Source organism: Streptococcus sp. SN3 (assembly GCF_030439905.1).
On sequence record NZ_JAQFJF010000006.1, the window covers coordinates 1 to 15,960 of the forward strand.

At 35.5% G+C, this 15,960-nt stretch carries 18 protein-coding genes; all 18 read left to right on the plus strand.

The annotated features are described in order from the left end of the window. Positions 1-1,693, plus strand: a 1,693-nt coding sequence (locus PCY71_RS10795) for an SspB-related isopeptide-forming adhesin (RefSeq protein WP_301412610.1), incomplete at its 5' end; no start/stop codon positions are given. A gap of 61 nt (positions 1,694-1,754) precedes the next feature. Next, the gene (locus tag PCY71_RS10800) at positions 1,755-2,060 is read left to right on the plus strand and encodes a hypothetical protein (RefSeq protein ID WP_049476099.1); all 306 of its coding nucleotides are present in this window, start codon (positions 1,755-1,757) and stop codon (positions 2,058-2,060) included. Then, positions 2,060-2,518: a conjugal transfer protein gene (locus PCY71_RS10805; RefSeq protein WP_167702626.1), complete on the plus strand. Its 459-nt coding sequence runs from the start codon at positions 2,060-2,062 to the stop codon at positions 2,516-2,518. Before PCY71_RS10800 ends, PCY71_RS10805 begins: the two co-directional genes overlap by 1 nt. A 21-nt stretch (positions 2,519-2,539) precedes the next feature. Beyond that, positions 2,540-4,270, plus strand: a complete 1,731-nt coding sequence (locus tag PCY71_RS10810) for an FtsK/SpoIIIE domain-containing protein (RefSeq protein WP_301412611.1) — start codon at positions 2,540-2,542, stop codon at positions 4,268-4,270. 281 nt (positions 4,271-4,551) lie between these two features. Further along, positions 4,552-5,793 (plus strand): replication initiation factor domain-containing protein, encoded by a 1,242-nt coding sequence (locus tag PCY71_RS10815; RefSeq protein WP_301412612.1) that lies wholly within the window; start codon positions 4,552-4,554, stop codon positions 5,791-5,793. After that, positions 5,772-6,161, plus strand: a complete 390-nt coding sequence (locus PCY71_RS10820; RefSeq protein ID WP_301412613.1) for a hypothetical protein — start codon at positions 5,772-5,774, stop codon at positions 6,159-6,161. Before PCY71_RS10815 ends, PCY71_RS10820 begins: the two co-directional genes overlap by 22 nt. A gap of 99 nt (positions 6,162-6,260) precedes the next feature. Next, positions 6,261-6,551 (plus strand): hypothetical protein, encoded by a 291-nt coding sequence (locus PCY71_RS10825; protein WP_301412614.1) that lies wholly within the window; start codon positions 6,261-6,263, stop codon positions 6,549-6,551. 58 nt (positions 6,552-6,609) lie between these two features. After that, complete coding sequence (locus PCY71_RS10830; protein ID WP_048800248.1) at positions 6,610-6,978, plus strand: hypothetical protein; 369 nt, start codon at positions 6,610-6,612, stop codon at positions 6,976-6,978. A gap of 15 nt (positions 6,979-6,993) precedes the next feature. Beyond that, positions 6,994-7,275, plus strand: coding sequence for a hypothetical protein (locus PCY71_RS10835; protein ID WP_003074185.1), 282 nt, complete (start codon positions 6,994-6,996; stop codon positions 7,273-7,275). Between the two features lie 6 nt (positions 7,276-7,281). Further along, positions 7,282-7,497, plus strand: coding sequence for a hypothetical protein (locus tag PCY71_RS10840; RefSeq protein WP_270743128.1), 216 nt, complete (start codon positions 7,282-7,284; stop codon positions 7,495-7,497). A gap of 18 nt (positions 7,498-7,515) precedes the next feature. After that, positions 7,516-7,797, plus strand: a complete 282-nt coding sequence (locus tag PCY71_RS10845; RefSeq protein ID WP_301412615.1) for a hypothetical protein — start codon at positions 7,516-7,518, stop codon at positions 7,795-7,797. Positions 7,798-7,838: 41 nt separating this feature from the next. Further along, entirely contained in the window at positions 7,839-8,318 is a 480-nt protein-coding gene (locus PCY71_RS10850; RefSeq protein WP_301412616.1) for a hypothetical protein, read from the plus strand. 59 nt (positions 8,319-8,377) lie between these two features. Beyond that, the gene (locus PCY71_RS10855; protein ID WP_049476107.1) at positions 8,378-9,328 is read left to right on the plus strand and encodes a conjugal transfer protein; all 951 of its coding nucleotides are present in this window, start codon (positions 8,378-8,380) and stop codon (positions 9,326-9,328) included. Between the two features lie 16 nt (positions 9,329-9,344). Then, positions 9,345-9,572: a TcpD family membrane protein gene (locus tag PCY71_RS10860; RefSeq protein ID WP_049476108.1), complete on the plus strand. Its 228-nt coding sequence runs from the start codon at positions 9,345-9,347 to the stop codon at positions 9,570-9,572. A gap of 10 nt (positions 9,573-9,582) precedes the next feature. After that, positions 9,583-10,008, plus strand: a complete 426-nt coding sequence (locus PCY71_RS10865; RefSeq protein ID WP_049476109.1) for a TcpE family conjugal transfer membrane protein — start codon at positions 9,583-9,585, stop codon at positions 10,006-10,008. Next, positions 9,995-12,502 (plus strand): ATP-binding protein, encoded by a 2,508-nt coding sequence (locus tag PCY71_RS10870; protein WP_301412617.1) that lies wholly within the window; start codon positions 9,995-9,997, stop codon positions 12,500-12,502. Before PCY71_RS10865 ends, PCY71_RS10870 begins: the two co-directional genes overlap by 14 nt. Then, positions 12,502-14,889, plus strand: coding sequence for a hypothetical protein (locus PCY71_RS10875; protein WP_301412618.1), 2,388 nt, complete (start codon positions 12,502-12,504; stop codon positions 14,887-14,889). The genes PCY71_RS10870 and PCY71_RS10875 overlap by 1 nt, the downstream gene beginning before the upstream one ends. Then, positions 14,886-15,956, plus strand: a complete 1,071-nt coding sequence (locus PCY71_RS10880; protein ID WP_048800240.1) for a phage tail tip lysozyme — start codon at positions 14,886-14,888, stop codon at positions 15,954-15,956. The genes PCY71_RS10875 and PCY71_RS10880 overlap by 4 nt, the downstream gene beginning before the upstream one ends. The last annotated feature ends 4 nt before the right edge of the window (positions 15,957-15,960 follow it).

The window sequence follows — 15,960 nt, forward strand, 5'->3', positions numbered from 1 at the left end:
GGTGCACGTACATGATTATAAGTTATCCACTCGTCCACAAATTGCAAAAGCGGTTGAAAATGCGGATAAGGTTAATGTCAATGGTCAGTACGTTGCTAAAAACTCGCTTAATCGTTTTGCTTTGCAGCCGGAAGCTCTACCAGCTAATCGAACAACTTATACAAAACTAGTCTTTAATGATAATCTACCATCAGGCTTTAAGTTAGATGTTGAAAAGACGAAAGAAGCCAATAAAGGTTATGACGTTTCTTATAATGAAAAAACGAATTTCTTGAGCTTTACAGCTAAAAAAGAAATTCTTGATGCAGTCAATAAAGAACGTGCGAAAGAATATCAATTAGGGGCATTGTCTGTTTGGGGTCGTCCTCAAAATGACGCAGCTGACTACGAAAATGTATTTGAGATGGTTGTAAATGGTGGTGGTTCAAATGGTTATGTTCGTAAGTCAAACAAAGTTTTGATTCATACCCCAGGTAAACAAGATCCAAACAAACCAAATGACCCTAAGAACCCTAATCGTGACCCATTGAGACCAGAAAAACATAATTATAATGAGCAAGGAAAACTTGTTGATGGGAAAGAAATGCTTCCTGAAGGAATCAATTACTATGTATCAAAGTGGACGAATCGTCCTAATAAAAATGACAAATCTGGTAAAGAAGCCATTGCCAAAGGCTTTGCCTACATTGAAGATTATCAAGATGATGCCGTCACACCGCTTGAAAGTCGTTTCCAGGTGAAAGATTCTGAAGGCAAAGCTGTGAATGGATTGAAAATGTATCATGTTTTAGATCGTAAGACACTCTCTAAAGCCTTAAATGATATGATTGATCGTTCAGGTATTTCCCCTAAAGGCGCATTTTACATGTGGGTAGCAGAAAAACCAGAAGAGTTTTACAAAGCCTACGTACAGACGGGAATGGATTTGTATTTCCATACACCAATGCAAAATAAGAAAGGTTTTACTGGAAAATATACCAACCAAACTTTCCAAGTACAGTTCGGCAATGGTTATTACTCAAATGTGGTGGTAAATCATGTACCAGAGCTAAAAGTCCAAAAACAGGTTTATAATAAACTTGGTGATGGTCAAAATCTTGATGGTAAATTGATTAAGCTGGGTGATAAATTCTATTACTATTTAGATGGAGCTAAATTGCCATCTGACCGTGGAGAAGCACTCAAAGAATACCGATTCTTTGATGATTTTGACCAAAAAGGTGATGAATTTACTGGCGAATATAAAGCTATTGCAGGGGTTGATATTAAGCTCAAAGATGGTTCAGTGATTAAGGCAGGTACAGATTTGTCACAATATGCAGAATTGAAGTATGACAAAGCCAAAGGAATTGTCGAGATTTCTATGAAGCAAGACTTCTTAGATAAAGTAGACAATGCTTCTGAGTTTGACGTGAATGCGGCTATTCAGATGAAACGAATTTCAGCTGGAACATTTGAAAATACTTATAAGAATGTGGTGAATGGTCATGAGCTTGTTTCTAACACAGTTAAGACTAGCACTCCAGAGCCAGAAAAACCACAACCTAAGAAACCAACTCCAGCTCCAACAGCTCAAAAACCAACTCTACCACAAACAGGAGAACATAGTTCAACAGGTTTAGTAGCACTTGGTTTGAGTATGCTTGCAGGGTTCGGATTCTTTGGATTGAAGAAACGGAAAGAAAATCAATAGGAAAGGATAAGCGTGATATTTTTGTCACGCTTTTTTATTTTAGAAAAGAGGAAAAAATAGTATGGATATTACAACTTTAAAATTAGATCCGAAATTTATTGGATCAGCGTATTACGAATGTTTAGGGACTGCCCCTCGTCAAGTTGAAGGACAGGCAGGACAATATCAACGCCATGTTTTAAGTAATGAAAAACATGGGGTATTTCATGTGATTACACCAGCTTCGAGTGAAGTGTTTGAAGAAGATTCTTTAGTAGAAGTGGTTGAACCACGTTTTTTTGAAGATCGTAGTTTAAATGGTCGTAATGTCGCGCCAGCATTAAATGTATTGGCAAAAGGTTTGAAAAAAGTAGGAGGAGCTAACTAATGGCAAAAGTAGGATTGAATTTTGGTGAAAAATTACAGATTGCTGATAAACAGTATCGTGTTTTAAATGATGGTTTGGTTGATTTAAAACAAATTTTTGGGAAAATGGTGTTTTTGAGTGTTAATGGTCAAGATGTTATTTATGAAGAAGATATAACTCAACCACGTCGTCAAGATGGCTCTTATCCTACGGTTTCTACTGGGGAAGTTCGTGGAATTGTGGTAGGTGTGAAATCTTATGTACAACATCAACCAATTTTTGTAACAGTTACAGATCAATCTTTATCAGATATTGAAGCTTTAAAATTGAAAAATCGTGAAGAGGTAGATTTTGATAATATTGTGGTAACTTATTCTTCTGTTGGGAATAATCAGTTTAAGTTGTTTGCTTCTGCAATTAAACGTGTAGGAACTAATCAAGCTCCTAAACAACAAAAGCAAGAGGAACATAAAGGATAATGTGAAATAAGGAGGAATTAGATGGTACGTTTGCTACCACAATATCGTGGAGTAAGGATAAAACCTTATATGCGGCATATGAATTATATTTTATTTGGTTTCTTTTTTTCTCCTTTTTTTGTGGCTGTATTATTTTATATGTATTTACATATAAAAGATTATCAAGTTCTTGATTATGTTCAAATTGGTTTAACAGTAGGTCTCTTTTTATTATCTGTTTTTTTTTCAATTTATTTAACTTGGTTTTTGCAAGAAGTCACACCATTTTTTAAGAAAATGGAACGATTAGGTAAATTGTCTTTTTATTTATTTGAACATGGTTATGTTTATGAAAAGACAAAGCAGGGGAGTAAGCAGAAGTCTATTAAATTTCCGCCTGTTTATATGCAACAAGGTAAATATGATTTATTTATTTCATTTAAAATGGCTGGAAATAAGTTTCAGGAAAAATTCAAAAAAATGGGTGGAGAACTAGAAGATACGTTTTTTATGGATTTCATGGAAACGTTAGATGAACCAAAGTTTAAAACTTATAAATTGGCTTATTCTGCTTATTTGAATCGGATTTCAATACCAGAAGTTATTTGGGATAAGGAAAAAGGGGTTCGCTTAATGAAAAATCTTTATTGGGATTTTATTAGTGATCCTCATTTACTTGTTGCAGGCGGTACTGGTGGGGGTAAGACGGTTTTACTACGTTCATTGATTGATTGCTTGGCAAAGATTGGTGTAGTAGATATTTGTGATCCAAAACGTGCAGATTTTGTGACTATGGCAGATATGCCAGCTTTTCAAGGTCGTGTTGTTTTTGAAATTCAGGATATTGTTCAGCGTTTTCAAGATGCTGTTGTTATAATGATGGCTAGATATGATTTCATGCGTAGTGAAATGAAACGTTTGGGGCATAAGGATTTGAAGAAATATTATGAGTATGGGTTAGAGCCATACTTTTTTGTTTGTGATGAGTACAATGCTTTAATGTCTATGCTGGATTTTAAACAAAGGAATTTAGTAGATGATGCAATTGGTCAATTTCTGTTGTTAGGACGTCAAGCTGGATGTTTTGGGATTATAGCTATGCAAAAGCCATCTCGTGATGATTTAGGTTCAAAATTACAAGCAAATATTAACTTTCGGATTTCTGTAGGTCGATTGGATGAGTATGGTTATGATTCTTTATTTGGTGCTGAAAATCGTAATAAGGAATTTAAGTATGTGAAATACGTTTCTGGTCGTCGTGTCTATGGGCGAGGTTATGCAGCTGTTTTTGGAGAAGTAGCACGAGAATTTTATTCACCATTGTTGACAAAAGGTTTTTCATTTTATGATGAATTTGTGAAAATTAAACGTCATGAAAATCAATTTGATCCAGTGGAGAATACACAATTACAAGCAGATTTGCTGATGAGTGATGATTTGTTAGAGTTTGCGAAGAAAGCAACGGAAGGTCAATCTATTGCTGAAGAGGAAATAGAACCATTTGATGTAGAAGAAATGGAGGAAATGCTATTGGAAGATGAAGTATTGTTTAGTGTAATGGATGTGGCTAAGGAATCTAAGAAATCTTTTAGTCAGGTTACAAAATTGGTAGCTCTCCTGGAAGAGGAAAACTATCATCAGTTTACACGTGAGGAAGGAAATATTATTTTTTCAGATGATGAATTGCAGTTGGTAAGTCGTCTTTTTGAAAAGAAGGATCATTTTACAGGCACATGGAAACAATTATTATCTCAGTATTTTATGGGAGAATAGTAGAAGAAGGGCTATTGAGCTCCTTCTGATGAGAGATAGGATAGGTGTAGGGATAGGTTTGCCCGTAGGGCAGCCGTTTATCCCGATACACCGGTTATCCTATCTCTCATCAGAGGGATTTTCAATTTTCAACCCCCGATTTCTAATAGGGGGGTAATATTTGAAAAAATACAAATTACAACCCGCCTTGTCCTAAGTGTATCAAGGGTTTACGAGTTTTTGATACTGTAAACTTTTGGGCGGAAAACTGTAAACTTTATGAAGAAAAGGAGAAAATTTGCATGAATCCAATGTATTTAAAGGATTTTAGGAAGAAACGAAAATTAACTCAAAAGAAGTTTGCATTATCTGCAGGGATTAGCTTGCAGAGCTTAAAATTCTATGAAACTGGTCGTCGTGAACTGACACTAGATAAGTTTCGTGAAATAAAGTCTAAGTTTGGTTGTTTAGAACATGATCCGTCTCGATTACGTGTGATGGTGGACTATGTGAGAATTACGTTAATGAGCATACGAGACTTAGAATTTTTTTGTAAAAAATTTTTGCATGTTGCTTTTAAAGACTTTCAGTCGTATGAATCTAAGCTGATGAATTATAACCACTTGTGGAAACGGGGTGATATTTGGATTTTTGATTATTTTGATAAATTTGAAACAGGTAATTATCAAATCACAATGCAGCTGTCTGGGAAAGGTTGTCGCCAAATGGAACTCATTTTTGAAAATGAGGGAATTACTTGGCTTGATTTTTTTCAAGAATTAAAGATAGCTTACGGAGAAGATATGCGTGTTACTCGCTTAGATTTGGCAATTGATGAATTGTATCAAGGATATGAAAAGGAGACGGAACAATTCTTGTTATCGGATATGATTACAAAGTATTATCATAAAGAATTGGATTTTAATAGTATGCGGACATGGAATTACATTGGTGGTGGTTCTTTAAACTTTGAAGATGAACAAGAAATTGAGGAAAATCGTCAAGGTATTTCTCTTTATTTTGGCAGTCGTCAATCTGAAATGTATTTTAACTTTTATGAAAAACGATATGAGTTAGCGAAACAAGAAAATCTAAGTGTAGAAGAGTCTTTGGAAGTATTTGGAATTTGGAATCGGTATGAAATTCGTTTATCTCATGGAAAGGCTCAAGGAGTGGTGGAAGAATACTTGTTAGGTGTAGATCTAGCAGAAATTGCACGAGCTTTAATCAATAGTAAAATCAATGTTTATGACGGCTTGAATGATTATGGTGCTTATCTTATGGATAAAAAATGGCAATTGTTATTTGGCGGAGTTGAACCGTTGAAATTATCAACTCAGCCTGAAGCCTATAACATTGAACGTACGATTCGCTGGTTAATGCACCAGGTATCTGATTCACTAGCTTTGGTAGAAGAATATGACAAATTAGTTTGTGAAGAAAATTTGCGAATGATTATCAATTCAGGAGAACTAAACGATCGAGGTGAGAAAATTTTAAATTCAGTAAGGAGCAGTCTTTCATGTATGCAGAAAAGCAGTTGAAGTTATTTTTGGAAAGCAGAAAGGACTTAGAACCAATTGTAAAAAGTTGTGTTTTGATGATTCCAGATAGAGTATTTTATCATCCTGAAATAGAACAAGGGACAATGAATACTTATCAGATGGATATTCAAGAATTGGTTCGTCAAGCTCGTTTTTCTTGTGATAAAGATACTTTTGCAGGTTTATTTGTTTTACAACAAGATTATGAACGGGATTTAAGACAGTTAGTTACTTTGAAAAGAAGGTTATTGATTTTTGGGATTTTAATGCAGTCTGAGAAAAAACAAAGGGAAGTTGTATTAAAACTTTGTGCGGAACATCGTTTGTATAAGCGCTTGTTAGCACGAAGGGAATCTTTTAGAAAGTAGAGATAAAAAAGATGAGAATGATTCGTTCACCTACAAAAAAGAAGGTTAGTTGATATAAAAGTAAAGCTATAAATAATATAATAAAAAGGAGAAACAAAAATGGCTGAAACAATAAAAACATTTATTAAACAAGTAAAAGGCACTTCTTCTGAATTGGGCGAACTTTTACAGGCAAATAAATTTGAGGAAGCATTTGACGCTTCCCAACGTTTAAATAATCTTTTGAAAAGTGAACAGTTTGAGGAATTGACTGGAAAACAGATAAAAGAATCAGGACTTGAAGATATTCAAAGTGAACTTAAAAAATACTGGTGGGCTAATAAAGAAATGCGACGTTTCCAAGGGATTCTTCGTGGGCGTGGGAAAGCATTGTCTGAGTTGGCGAATTAGTTAAAAACTTGAGAGGTAAAAGCCTCTCTTTTTTTATTTAAGAATAGGAGATGAAGAGATGTCTGTAAAAGTGACTTATAACTGTTATATCAATTTATGCGAAGATTATATGTATGGTAAAAAATTTTTGGCTTTGCCAGAAAAAATCAAGGATGCCATTGATAAGTGCTTTGATGGTGCAGAACTTGAAGCGTTTGGAGATGGAAATCCAGATGATATGTGGGTGAATCATTATGAATGTTTTGATACAGAAGAAGTTTTGACTTATTATACAAAGATGTTGACTGACGAAAACTATCAGGAACTTTTTGAAAGTGGTAAGTTAGAGGGCTATATTGAACAACACTTAGAAGAAATCAAGGAGCGATTAAGAGTTAGGTATTATTTTCTGGGTTATGTTGATAATCAATGGCACGTGTTTGTATGAGAGGGAGAATATGAAATGACTGTGGAAGAGATATTTGAACGATTGGTTTCGTTGGCACATGGTGAGAGAATGTCTTATCATCGTGCTAAAGTTCGTACTAATGCTAAGAAAACAAGGTATGATTTGACGTTTTTTAAAAATGGCAAGTATGTCTTAAGAATATTTTTTGTACTTGATGAAAGTGGTCAAGAGGTAGCTAGAGATTTTAATTATATGCCTTCTGTTTTTGTGGAAATTTTTGGTGAAGAACAGATTGAGGAAGTGGAAAGTATTGTTAAAAGGTGGAATGGTAGGTAATAGTTTATGAAATCAAGAGTTTTAATCAGAAATCCTCAAAATGGTAGGCAGGCGTGGTTTCGTCTGCCTTTTTATTTTGGAAAGTTGACTAGACTTGGTTTAAGAGGTTCTTATGAAGAACAGATTGAAATTGTAGATCATGAGGGTTTTGCTTATATTGGTTTAGGCTTGTTTACGGTTGAAGATTTGGAACAGTTGAATAGACAAGCTGACAGCTATTGAAAAATGGAAGGTTTAAAAATGACTGCAGAAGAAATATTTGAAGAGTTGCTTTCAATGACAAAGTATAATAGAGGTCTTTCTTTTACTGTTGGGAGGAGAGTTTGGAATCGAAAAAAGCTGCAATATACTTTATCTATTTTTTATAAAAATTTGTATGTTATTCATTCTTATTTTTTAGTAGAAAATGGTTTGGAAGTAAGTAGAGGTGTAGATTCGTCTTACAATTATTTTTATCAAGTATTTGGTGACGATAAAAAAGAGGATATAGAGGGAATTGTTAAAAAGTGGAATGGAAAATAAGAATGTAAGAAACCTTATTTTCTTATTTATGAGGTAGAAGTATGATTGCAAATGTTCGAGTGCATGCAGACGGTCAATCCAGTTCATTGTGTCAGTTAGATATTATGAAATATCCTAAAGAGGTTATTGAGGCTAGAATGGTAGAAAGAGGATTCGGTGGTGAATCATTTTTTATTTGTGGCTTTGAAGATTGGCAGGTAGATACAATAATGAGTCTTGATGAAGCGTATTTGTTAAGACGGGTCATTGAAGGCTTATATGCTGGAGATGATTTTATTGTTGTTTATTGTTTGAAAAATCATTGGTTGGTTAGTGACATCATTAGTCATCATTATTGTTTTGTGACAAAAGATGAAGTGCAGCTAATGACAAAAATTTTGAATCAATGTGAAATGTCCTCAGTTGTTGAGTTTTTTTACAAGGCTAATAATTGGGTGACAGCTGTTCAGGCTTATATAGAGAAAGGAGTGGTACTCAATACAACACGAGGGTTTTATGTAGATGTAGATAATGTCCTTTAGAGCGGAAATTTTTAAAAATTTCCATTTTAAAGGAAATAAAACGTGAAAGGAGAAAACAATTGAGAGGGTTGAAATTCTTTTCTTCTAGGAAAGAAAAGAAAAAAATAAAGTTTCCAAAACGGAAACAAGAAAATGTGCAGATAAGACCAAGAAAGATTAGTCAAAGAGCGGCTAATTTTTTATTGCTTGGTTTTATAGTTGGTGTGGTTGGCTTGGCTGGTTTAGTAATTGTTTCTAATGCAGTTAGAACATTGCGGGGTGAAAAGAAAATAGTCCAGGTAACAAATCAAGATTCACGGAACTTGTCAAATAAAGTTGGTTTATTCATGACAGATTTCTTAAACTCTTATTTTTCAGATAATAGTCCTGAAAATCAAGAGAAATTAAAGAAGTTTTATGGTGCAGGAATAGATGTGAAAAGTACCAAAACAACGAATCTTGAAAGTAAATTGACAGGTGCAGTTTTGATTGAAATTACAAATCATCTTGCGACTTATCGTGTGGGTTATTCCGTAAAGGTCAATGATGAATGGAAAAATAATGTTGGAGTGATCAATATTCCTTATGGAGTAAAAAATAACAAATATTATGTTTCTGACTTGCCTTATTTTACAGATGAAGATTCTTATATTGCGAAAAATCCGAAAAATAAGGTGCAGTTGAATCTTCAAGCGGATGATTCAAAATACTCTAAGGCTAAAGAATATGTAGAAGCATTTTTCAAGGCTTATGCAAGTGGTGACAAGACGCAAATGTCTCCTTTTTCTAAGGAAGTTCGTCCAGTAAAAGGTTATGTCTTTAAGTCCGTAGATTATTCTTATTTTATTCAGGATAAGCAAAAAGAAGATGTGCTAGTGAATGTGGTACAGGTTACTTTTACAGACGGATTAGGGCTAACTCACCAGGAGAATTTCGTAGTTACTTTACAAGTAGATAAAAAAGAAGAAACGTATCGTGTTCAAAAACTAGAGCATGGTATTTCAAAAAAATATGCAGCAGAATTGAAATAATGGAGGAAAAGAATAAATGAAAGATTTAGTAACAACGTTTTTAAAGGAACAAGGAGTATGGGTTGCATTAGGCATTGGTGTTGGTGCTGGGATTTATGAATTTATGAAAACAAAGAGTTTTGGAAAATCTTTGACGGTTTTGTCAGCTGGTTTTGTGATTGCATTTTTCTGTTTATATCCAGAAGAAGTTTTAGCGAAATTTGGGGAAGGCATGAATTGGGCGTTGAGTCATATTAAATTTTAAGGGGTAAGTAATGGCAGAAAAACAGCGAGTAGATAAAAAAGTCTATAATTATCGGTCGGCTTTAGAGCAACCCATTTGGATTCAGAAGCTGTCTGAAAAAATATCTCTGTCAAATGCGATTAAACTATCAACGATTGGTTGGAGTTTAATCTTGTATGTGTTGTATTTGTGGCTGATGTCTCGTGTAGAGAAAGTGATTCCGATTCCGTTGATCTTTTGGGCAACCTTAGGCTTTCTTCCAATCTGGAGTTTGGGGATCATTTTATCAGATTTGAAAATTGAACAACAGCCAGTAGGAAAATTTTTAAAAGATTATGTCCGTTTTTATTGGAAATACGGACGAAAGCGAAAACGTTTATATTTGAATGATGGTTTATTGTATTTTAAACCATCTTACATTTTAAAGAAAGAGAGGAAAAAGAATGGCATTAAATAACGAAGTTGAAGATATTGTTGAAAATCTGATTTTAAAGAAAGATGGAAGTGTCTTTGCTTTGTATGAAATCGAACCACAAGTTCTAAATCCAGTAGATGAAGTTAAAAAAGAGGCTTCTAAGAATTTAGTGGTAGATTGGCTGGAAGAAATAAAAGGATATGGTGATTTTGATGTTGTCATGTTACCTTTTCCAAAAGACTTGTTGGGGAAATTTAGACAGTTATCTCATAAATTTTCTAAGGATACGGAAGAAATGGCGTATTCTGTTTTGGAAAAATCCTATGATTATTTGATGTCTACGAAGGAATTGTGTGATTATCATTATTTTATTTCGATTCCGTTAAAATCTTTTTCTATTTCGGTAGATGTAAAAGAAGTAATCCAATCTTCTATTCAAGCTGCTTCTGATTTACTGATTGAAAATTTAGGCTTTCAAAAGAATGTTTTGGAAGGCTGGGAAAAAAAGTATGTTCGTCAACGGGAAGAATTAGAAAAAAAGCTAGATTTGTTAGAGTTCAGACGACTAGAAATCCAAGAAACGATTTTTGTTAATCGGTATGCTTATCTTCATTCTTTAAACGTAGATAAAGAGTATGAAGTGAAGTTGGTTGAAAATTATATGGGAAATCTAGGGGATAAGTCAGTTGACTTTAAGAAGATGAATGTTTTGGAGTTGTTTAACGAGGAAGGTAGTCAGTATGTGGCATTTTTGCCAGTGGCTTATAAAGCAGAGAATGCTTCTTATTTGCATACAATTGAACGAGCCAGAGCGTTAGGATTTCCAGTTGAGGTGTGGACGAAAGCAAAGTTTGCGAAAACGAAAGGTTTGCCATTTAACAATATTCGTACCAAAGGACGTTTTGCCCGTGCGAGATTAAAGGGGGCGCAAACAGAAGCTCAACAGGCGGATTCGGTTGGGAAGAAGTCGGTCGGTCAATCAAAATACTTGGTTGAAAAAATGGAAGAGAAGATTGATGAAGGGATTCCAATGATTAGTTATTTGCAGACGATGGTCGTATCGGATGCAGATTATACGGTTTTAAAACAAAAAATCAATATTCTCATGGATTCCATGAAAGATAGTAAGATTAGTCTTTCCAGGGCAACACCTTATCAGTTATATTTGTTTTCAAAAAATCGTTTTGGTGAAATTCTTATGCCAGGAGATAAGAATTTTATTCAGCCAGTTGAAGCGGGAGCTTTTGCGGAAGACTTGTTTTTTACAAGTCAAATGGTTGGTGAGGAAATTGGTTTTTATTTTGGCATGATTGATAATCAAAGAAAATCTTGGCATTCTCGTTTTGAAAAAGCGATTGCAGCAAGTGATAAACCAGTCTTTGTTAATATTTTAGAAGCGAATGAGCAGGCAGACGGTAGAGAGACAAACAATCCTCATATTTCTATATCAGGAGATACAGGAAGAGGGAAGACATTTGCGGCTAGTATGCTTCATTTCTACTCTAGTTTACTCAATGATCAAACCTTATATATTGATCCGAAAATGGAAAAGCGTTATTGGTATGAAAAGATGTTAAGAGAATTAGAGGAGACAGATTGTTTTCCAGAAATTCAAGATTATATCCGAAGTCTTCATTTTATCACATTAGATTATACCAAGGAAGAGAATGCTGGAGTATTGGATCCGCTTGTCTTTTTAGATCGCACACAGGCAAAAGGCTTGATTATTTCGATGATTGATGAGTTTATGCCTCTTGACAAAGAGAAGAAATTCAAGACAGAGTTATCAAAAATGATTCGAGAGTTTGCGGAGAGACGAGCAAAAGGAGAAAAAGTTGGTACACTTTCTGTTTTTAAGACTTTAGCTCAACATGAAAATGAAGAGGTTCGAGAGACAGCGGAACTGTTGATAGAAGAAACGAAGGATTCGGTTTTGAGCTTGATTTTTTCTGACGGTATCAATCCAGCAGTTGATTTCACAGCTCGGAATACCATTTTGGAAATTGCGAACTTAGATTTACCAAATGATGAAAAGGTGCAATTATCTTATGAAAATAAGAAGTCTTTGGCAGTGATGTACGCTTTAGGTCATTATTGTATCAAGTTTGGTGAACGGGATTATGCTAGTAAGACAGTAGAGTTTATGGATGAAGCCTGGTTGTTTAAAATAACGGCTTACGGTCGTGGTTTGTTAAATCGAATCAAACGGGTTGGACGCTCTCAAAATAATTTCTTGGTCTTTATTTCGCAAGAACCAGATGATTCAAACCGAGAAGATGGAGAAACCTCTGCCTTTGGGACGTATTTCTGTTTTCATAATGAAGCGGAGAATGCGGCAGAAAAGGTACTCCGTCGCTTGAAAGTGCAAGTTACAGAAGATAGTAAAGAGTGGTTTAACAATATGACTAAGGCTCAATGTCTCTATAAAGATACCTATGGTCGCGTAGAGCGAGTGACGGTTGATGGTTTGTTTTTCCCAGAAATTGCGAAACTGTTTGAAACAGTACGGAAACCTGAAGAGCAGGAGGTGGCTTAATGAATAAAACAATGAAACAGCTATTATTTGTTAGTCTGTTTCTATTATTTCTTCCAATTAGTGTTTTGGCAGATACTCCAGGAATAAATGGTTATAATACTGTTCCAAATCCAAATGAGAAAATCATTCCCAAAAATTCAAATCAGGGTTATGTACCTGCCAATGTCCAGGAAAGTCAAAGTCAGGAAGCAGCTAGAAAGAAGCAAGCTCAAGAGAAAAAAGAAAAAAACGAGCGAGCGATTCAAAAGGATTCTTCCTATGAGAGTGTTAAGCAAGCAGCTGATCAAGTGGATCAAACGCTGCAGAAAAAATCTCCAACTGTAAAAGAATTGGAAGAAGCTGCAAGAGATATTGAAAGTATTAAAAATTACATTGCAAAGAATGCGGATAAAAATGATTCAAGCCAGATACAAGGTTTGCGGACAACCATTCGTAACTATGAAGAAAAATTTGTTTCTTTAGAAGAAGCTGCTAAAAAGCGGGAAGAAGCACAGACTTATTTGGAACAGGCTAAAAATACGGTTGATCCAACAAAATTGTCTAAATTAACGAGTTATATTTATTTGGAAGATGGCTTTTTTGGAATAACAGATATTTTCCCCAAAGTGGTCAATGCCATTGTGCAGGGCTTGTTTTTTGTGACAAAGACACTATATTGCTTAGTGATTATCATTTTAGAACAAGTCTTTAGTGCAAATGTTTATCAAGTATTGGATCAGATTGTTTCTTTCTCCGCTCAAATGTTTCAAACCTTTATGGATGATTACCAATATTTGGTTTATGCGTTAGCGATGATAGGTGGCTTGGTAGAGTTCTTTAAAACGAAACGCTTCCCTTTTCAAATGTTTCGCTTTTTGTTGGTTTGGTTCTTAGCGCTGTTTTTGTATCGTCCGTCTATTTTTTCAACGAATGTCGGGAATCAACAGTTTGAAGCCAAATATAACCTGTCTCGAGTGATTCAGATTGTGGATAGCGTTTCTTCGGATATGACAAAGATTGCGATTTCTGGTTTTGATCAACTGGATAAAGACCACCAATCTATTGGCACGAATGCCAATAACTTGGCAACGGTTAAAGAAGCCATTTTTCAAGAAATGGTCTATAAACCATTTCTCGCTTTAAACTTCAATACGACAGATGTCTCAGAAGAGAAAGTAAGAACTTTGTTTGAAACAGAAGGAAAAAGCGATCTTGTTGAAAAAGTTTCAAAAGAAAATAAGAAAATTTCCAACTTGGCTTGGTCAAGTATTGGTAGCAAGTTCCTAACTGCTTTTGCGTCATTAGTGAAGGCTATGGTAGTTGGTCTGGCTTTAATTATGATTGGTTTGATTTCGCTAGTCTTTAAGTACATGGTACTTCTGATGATTGTAGCCTTGGTTTTCTTACTCTTTATTGCTATGATTCCCAGCTTTGAGCAGGTCTTGGGGAATGCAGGAAAGAAGATTCTTCAGTTTGCTTTTTTAGGTGGTTTGGGTCTCTTTGGGATTCGGGCATTCCTCTTTATCAATAGTTTGATTGAAGGGGTCGCAGGCGGCATGAGTAAGATTTACTTCTGGGTGGCGATTCTGCAGGGCTTGATTTGGTTTGTCCTTTGGCGTTGTCGCTCCATGTTAATGGGCTTGTTTGTTAGAGGTACGTTGTCTGCTCAAGAAGTGGCACAACGTGTTCAACAAAATCTTGGACACTTGTACCAACCAGATTTAATTCCAACGGTGAATCCTTTCTCTAAAAATCGAACCCTGGATCGTTCAACAATTGATTCGTCACAATCTTTGGTAGATAGTCCAGCGAATGAAGCGTTAGAGCCATCTATTCCATCATCTTCTGGGGTGCGAACGTTATTTCGAGCAACTAAAAACACCATGAAGCAAGGAGCTAATCGGGCATTAGAAGGTTATGATACGCTTCGTTATGGTGCAGGTGAAACATTGGATAAACAGGTGGCTTTGGATAAGAGAGCGGAATTTAAACAACGTTTATTAGATACGGCAGATCATTTACGTCATGTCGCAACCATTCCAAAAGGAGAACGTCTTCGGTCTAAGTTACATGATTTAGCTGGAGATACGAATGCCCCTGCTCAAGTAGCTTTCAGAGAACGAGAAAATCGTTACTTGGAACGTCAAGAAAGACAAGAAGAACGAAAAAGAGAACAAGTCGCTTTTAGGGAATATCAACAACACCAGTCTGATGAGAAGCCAACATTTTCTTCTATGATTGAAAACGAGTTGGTAAAACCACAAATGAAGAGAGAATTTCATAGGGAACAATTGAAGCGGAAGCAAGAAATACCGTCCATTCAGTCTAAAGAACCTTTAGAAAGTTCTCCTATTGTAGAAGAAAAATCGGCAATTTCGAGAGAATTGTTTGAAAAGAGGAAGAGATGAAATTAGTAAAACGTAGCTTGGTTGGTCTGTTTTTACTTCTTACTCTTTTTTTAAGCCTTATGATTTTAATTGTTGGAGGTGGAGCTGCTGATTCACAAACGTTTGAATCCACAACAGGAGGCATTACCATCTCTGCTAAAGACTTTGCGCAACAATTTACAGAAAAAACAGGTCGGCAGTTGAGTGAAGACAATGCACAAAATGCGTTGGATTTCGCAAATCGACTCATTTCTCGTCATCATTTTACGCTTCAGGGGACCAGTGGTTCGTTGGCGGTGGCTTATCGAGAATGTGGTTTTGATGTAAAGGCGGTGAATCCTAGTGGTGGTGTAGCTGGTTTTTATCAGTGGTCTGGTTGGGGTAGTACAATCAATGGCAATCGTTGGGGTCAAGCAAAGGAAAAGAAACTGGATAAACAAATTCAAATGGATTTGATGAGTACCGAGTTAGAGGGAGCTTATGCTAGAGTGGTTATAAAAATGGGCTCTAGTGGAGATCCAAAACAAGCGGCTCGGGATTGGTCACAATATTATGAAGGAGTGGCAATTTCCGATTCTCAAACGAAGGTAAGTGCGATTGAAGAGTGGGCGGAAGTCATCTATGACATTTTAAAAACAGCACAAGGTACGTTTTCTAAGGATAATAATACGGGTACAAGTACCACAGCGATTCCTGCAGGTTGGGGAAATATCAGTCAATATGATGGTCATGCATACGACGGAAGTGGTTCTTATCCAGCAGGTCAATGTACTTGGTATGTTTATAATCGTGCAAAACAGTTAGGTATTCAGTTTGATTCCTTTATGGGAAATGGTGGTGATTGGTTTAGAAAAGCAGGTTTTTCTTCTAGCCATACACCTAAAAAACATACAGCAGTTTCCTTTGTTCAAGGTTTAGCAGGTTCTGATCCAACTTATGGTCATGTGGCTTTTTGTGAAGAGGTGAGAAGTGATGGAACCATTTTAATTTCAGAAATGAATGTATTTGGAGTACCGGCAATGACAGTTTCCTATCGGGTATTAGATAAGGGAACAGCTAGTCAGTTATGGTATGTAGATGGTCATTGAAATG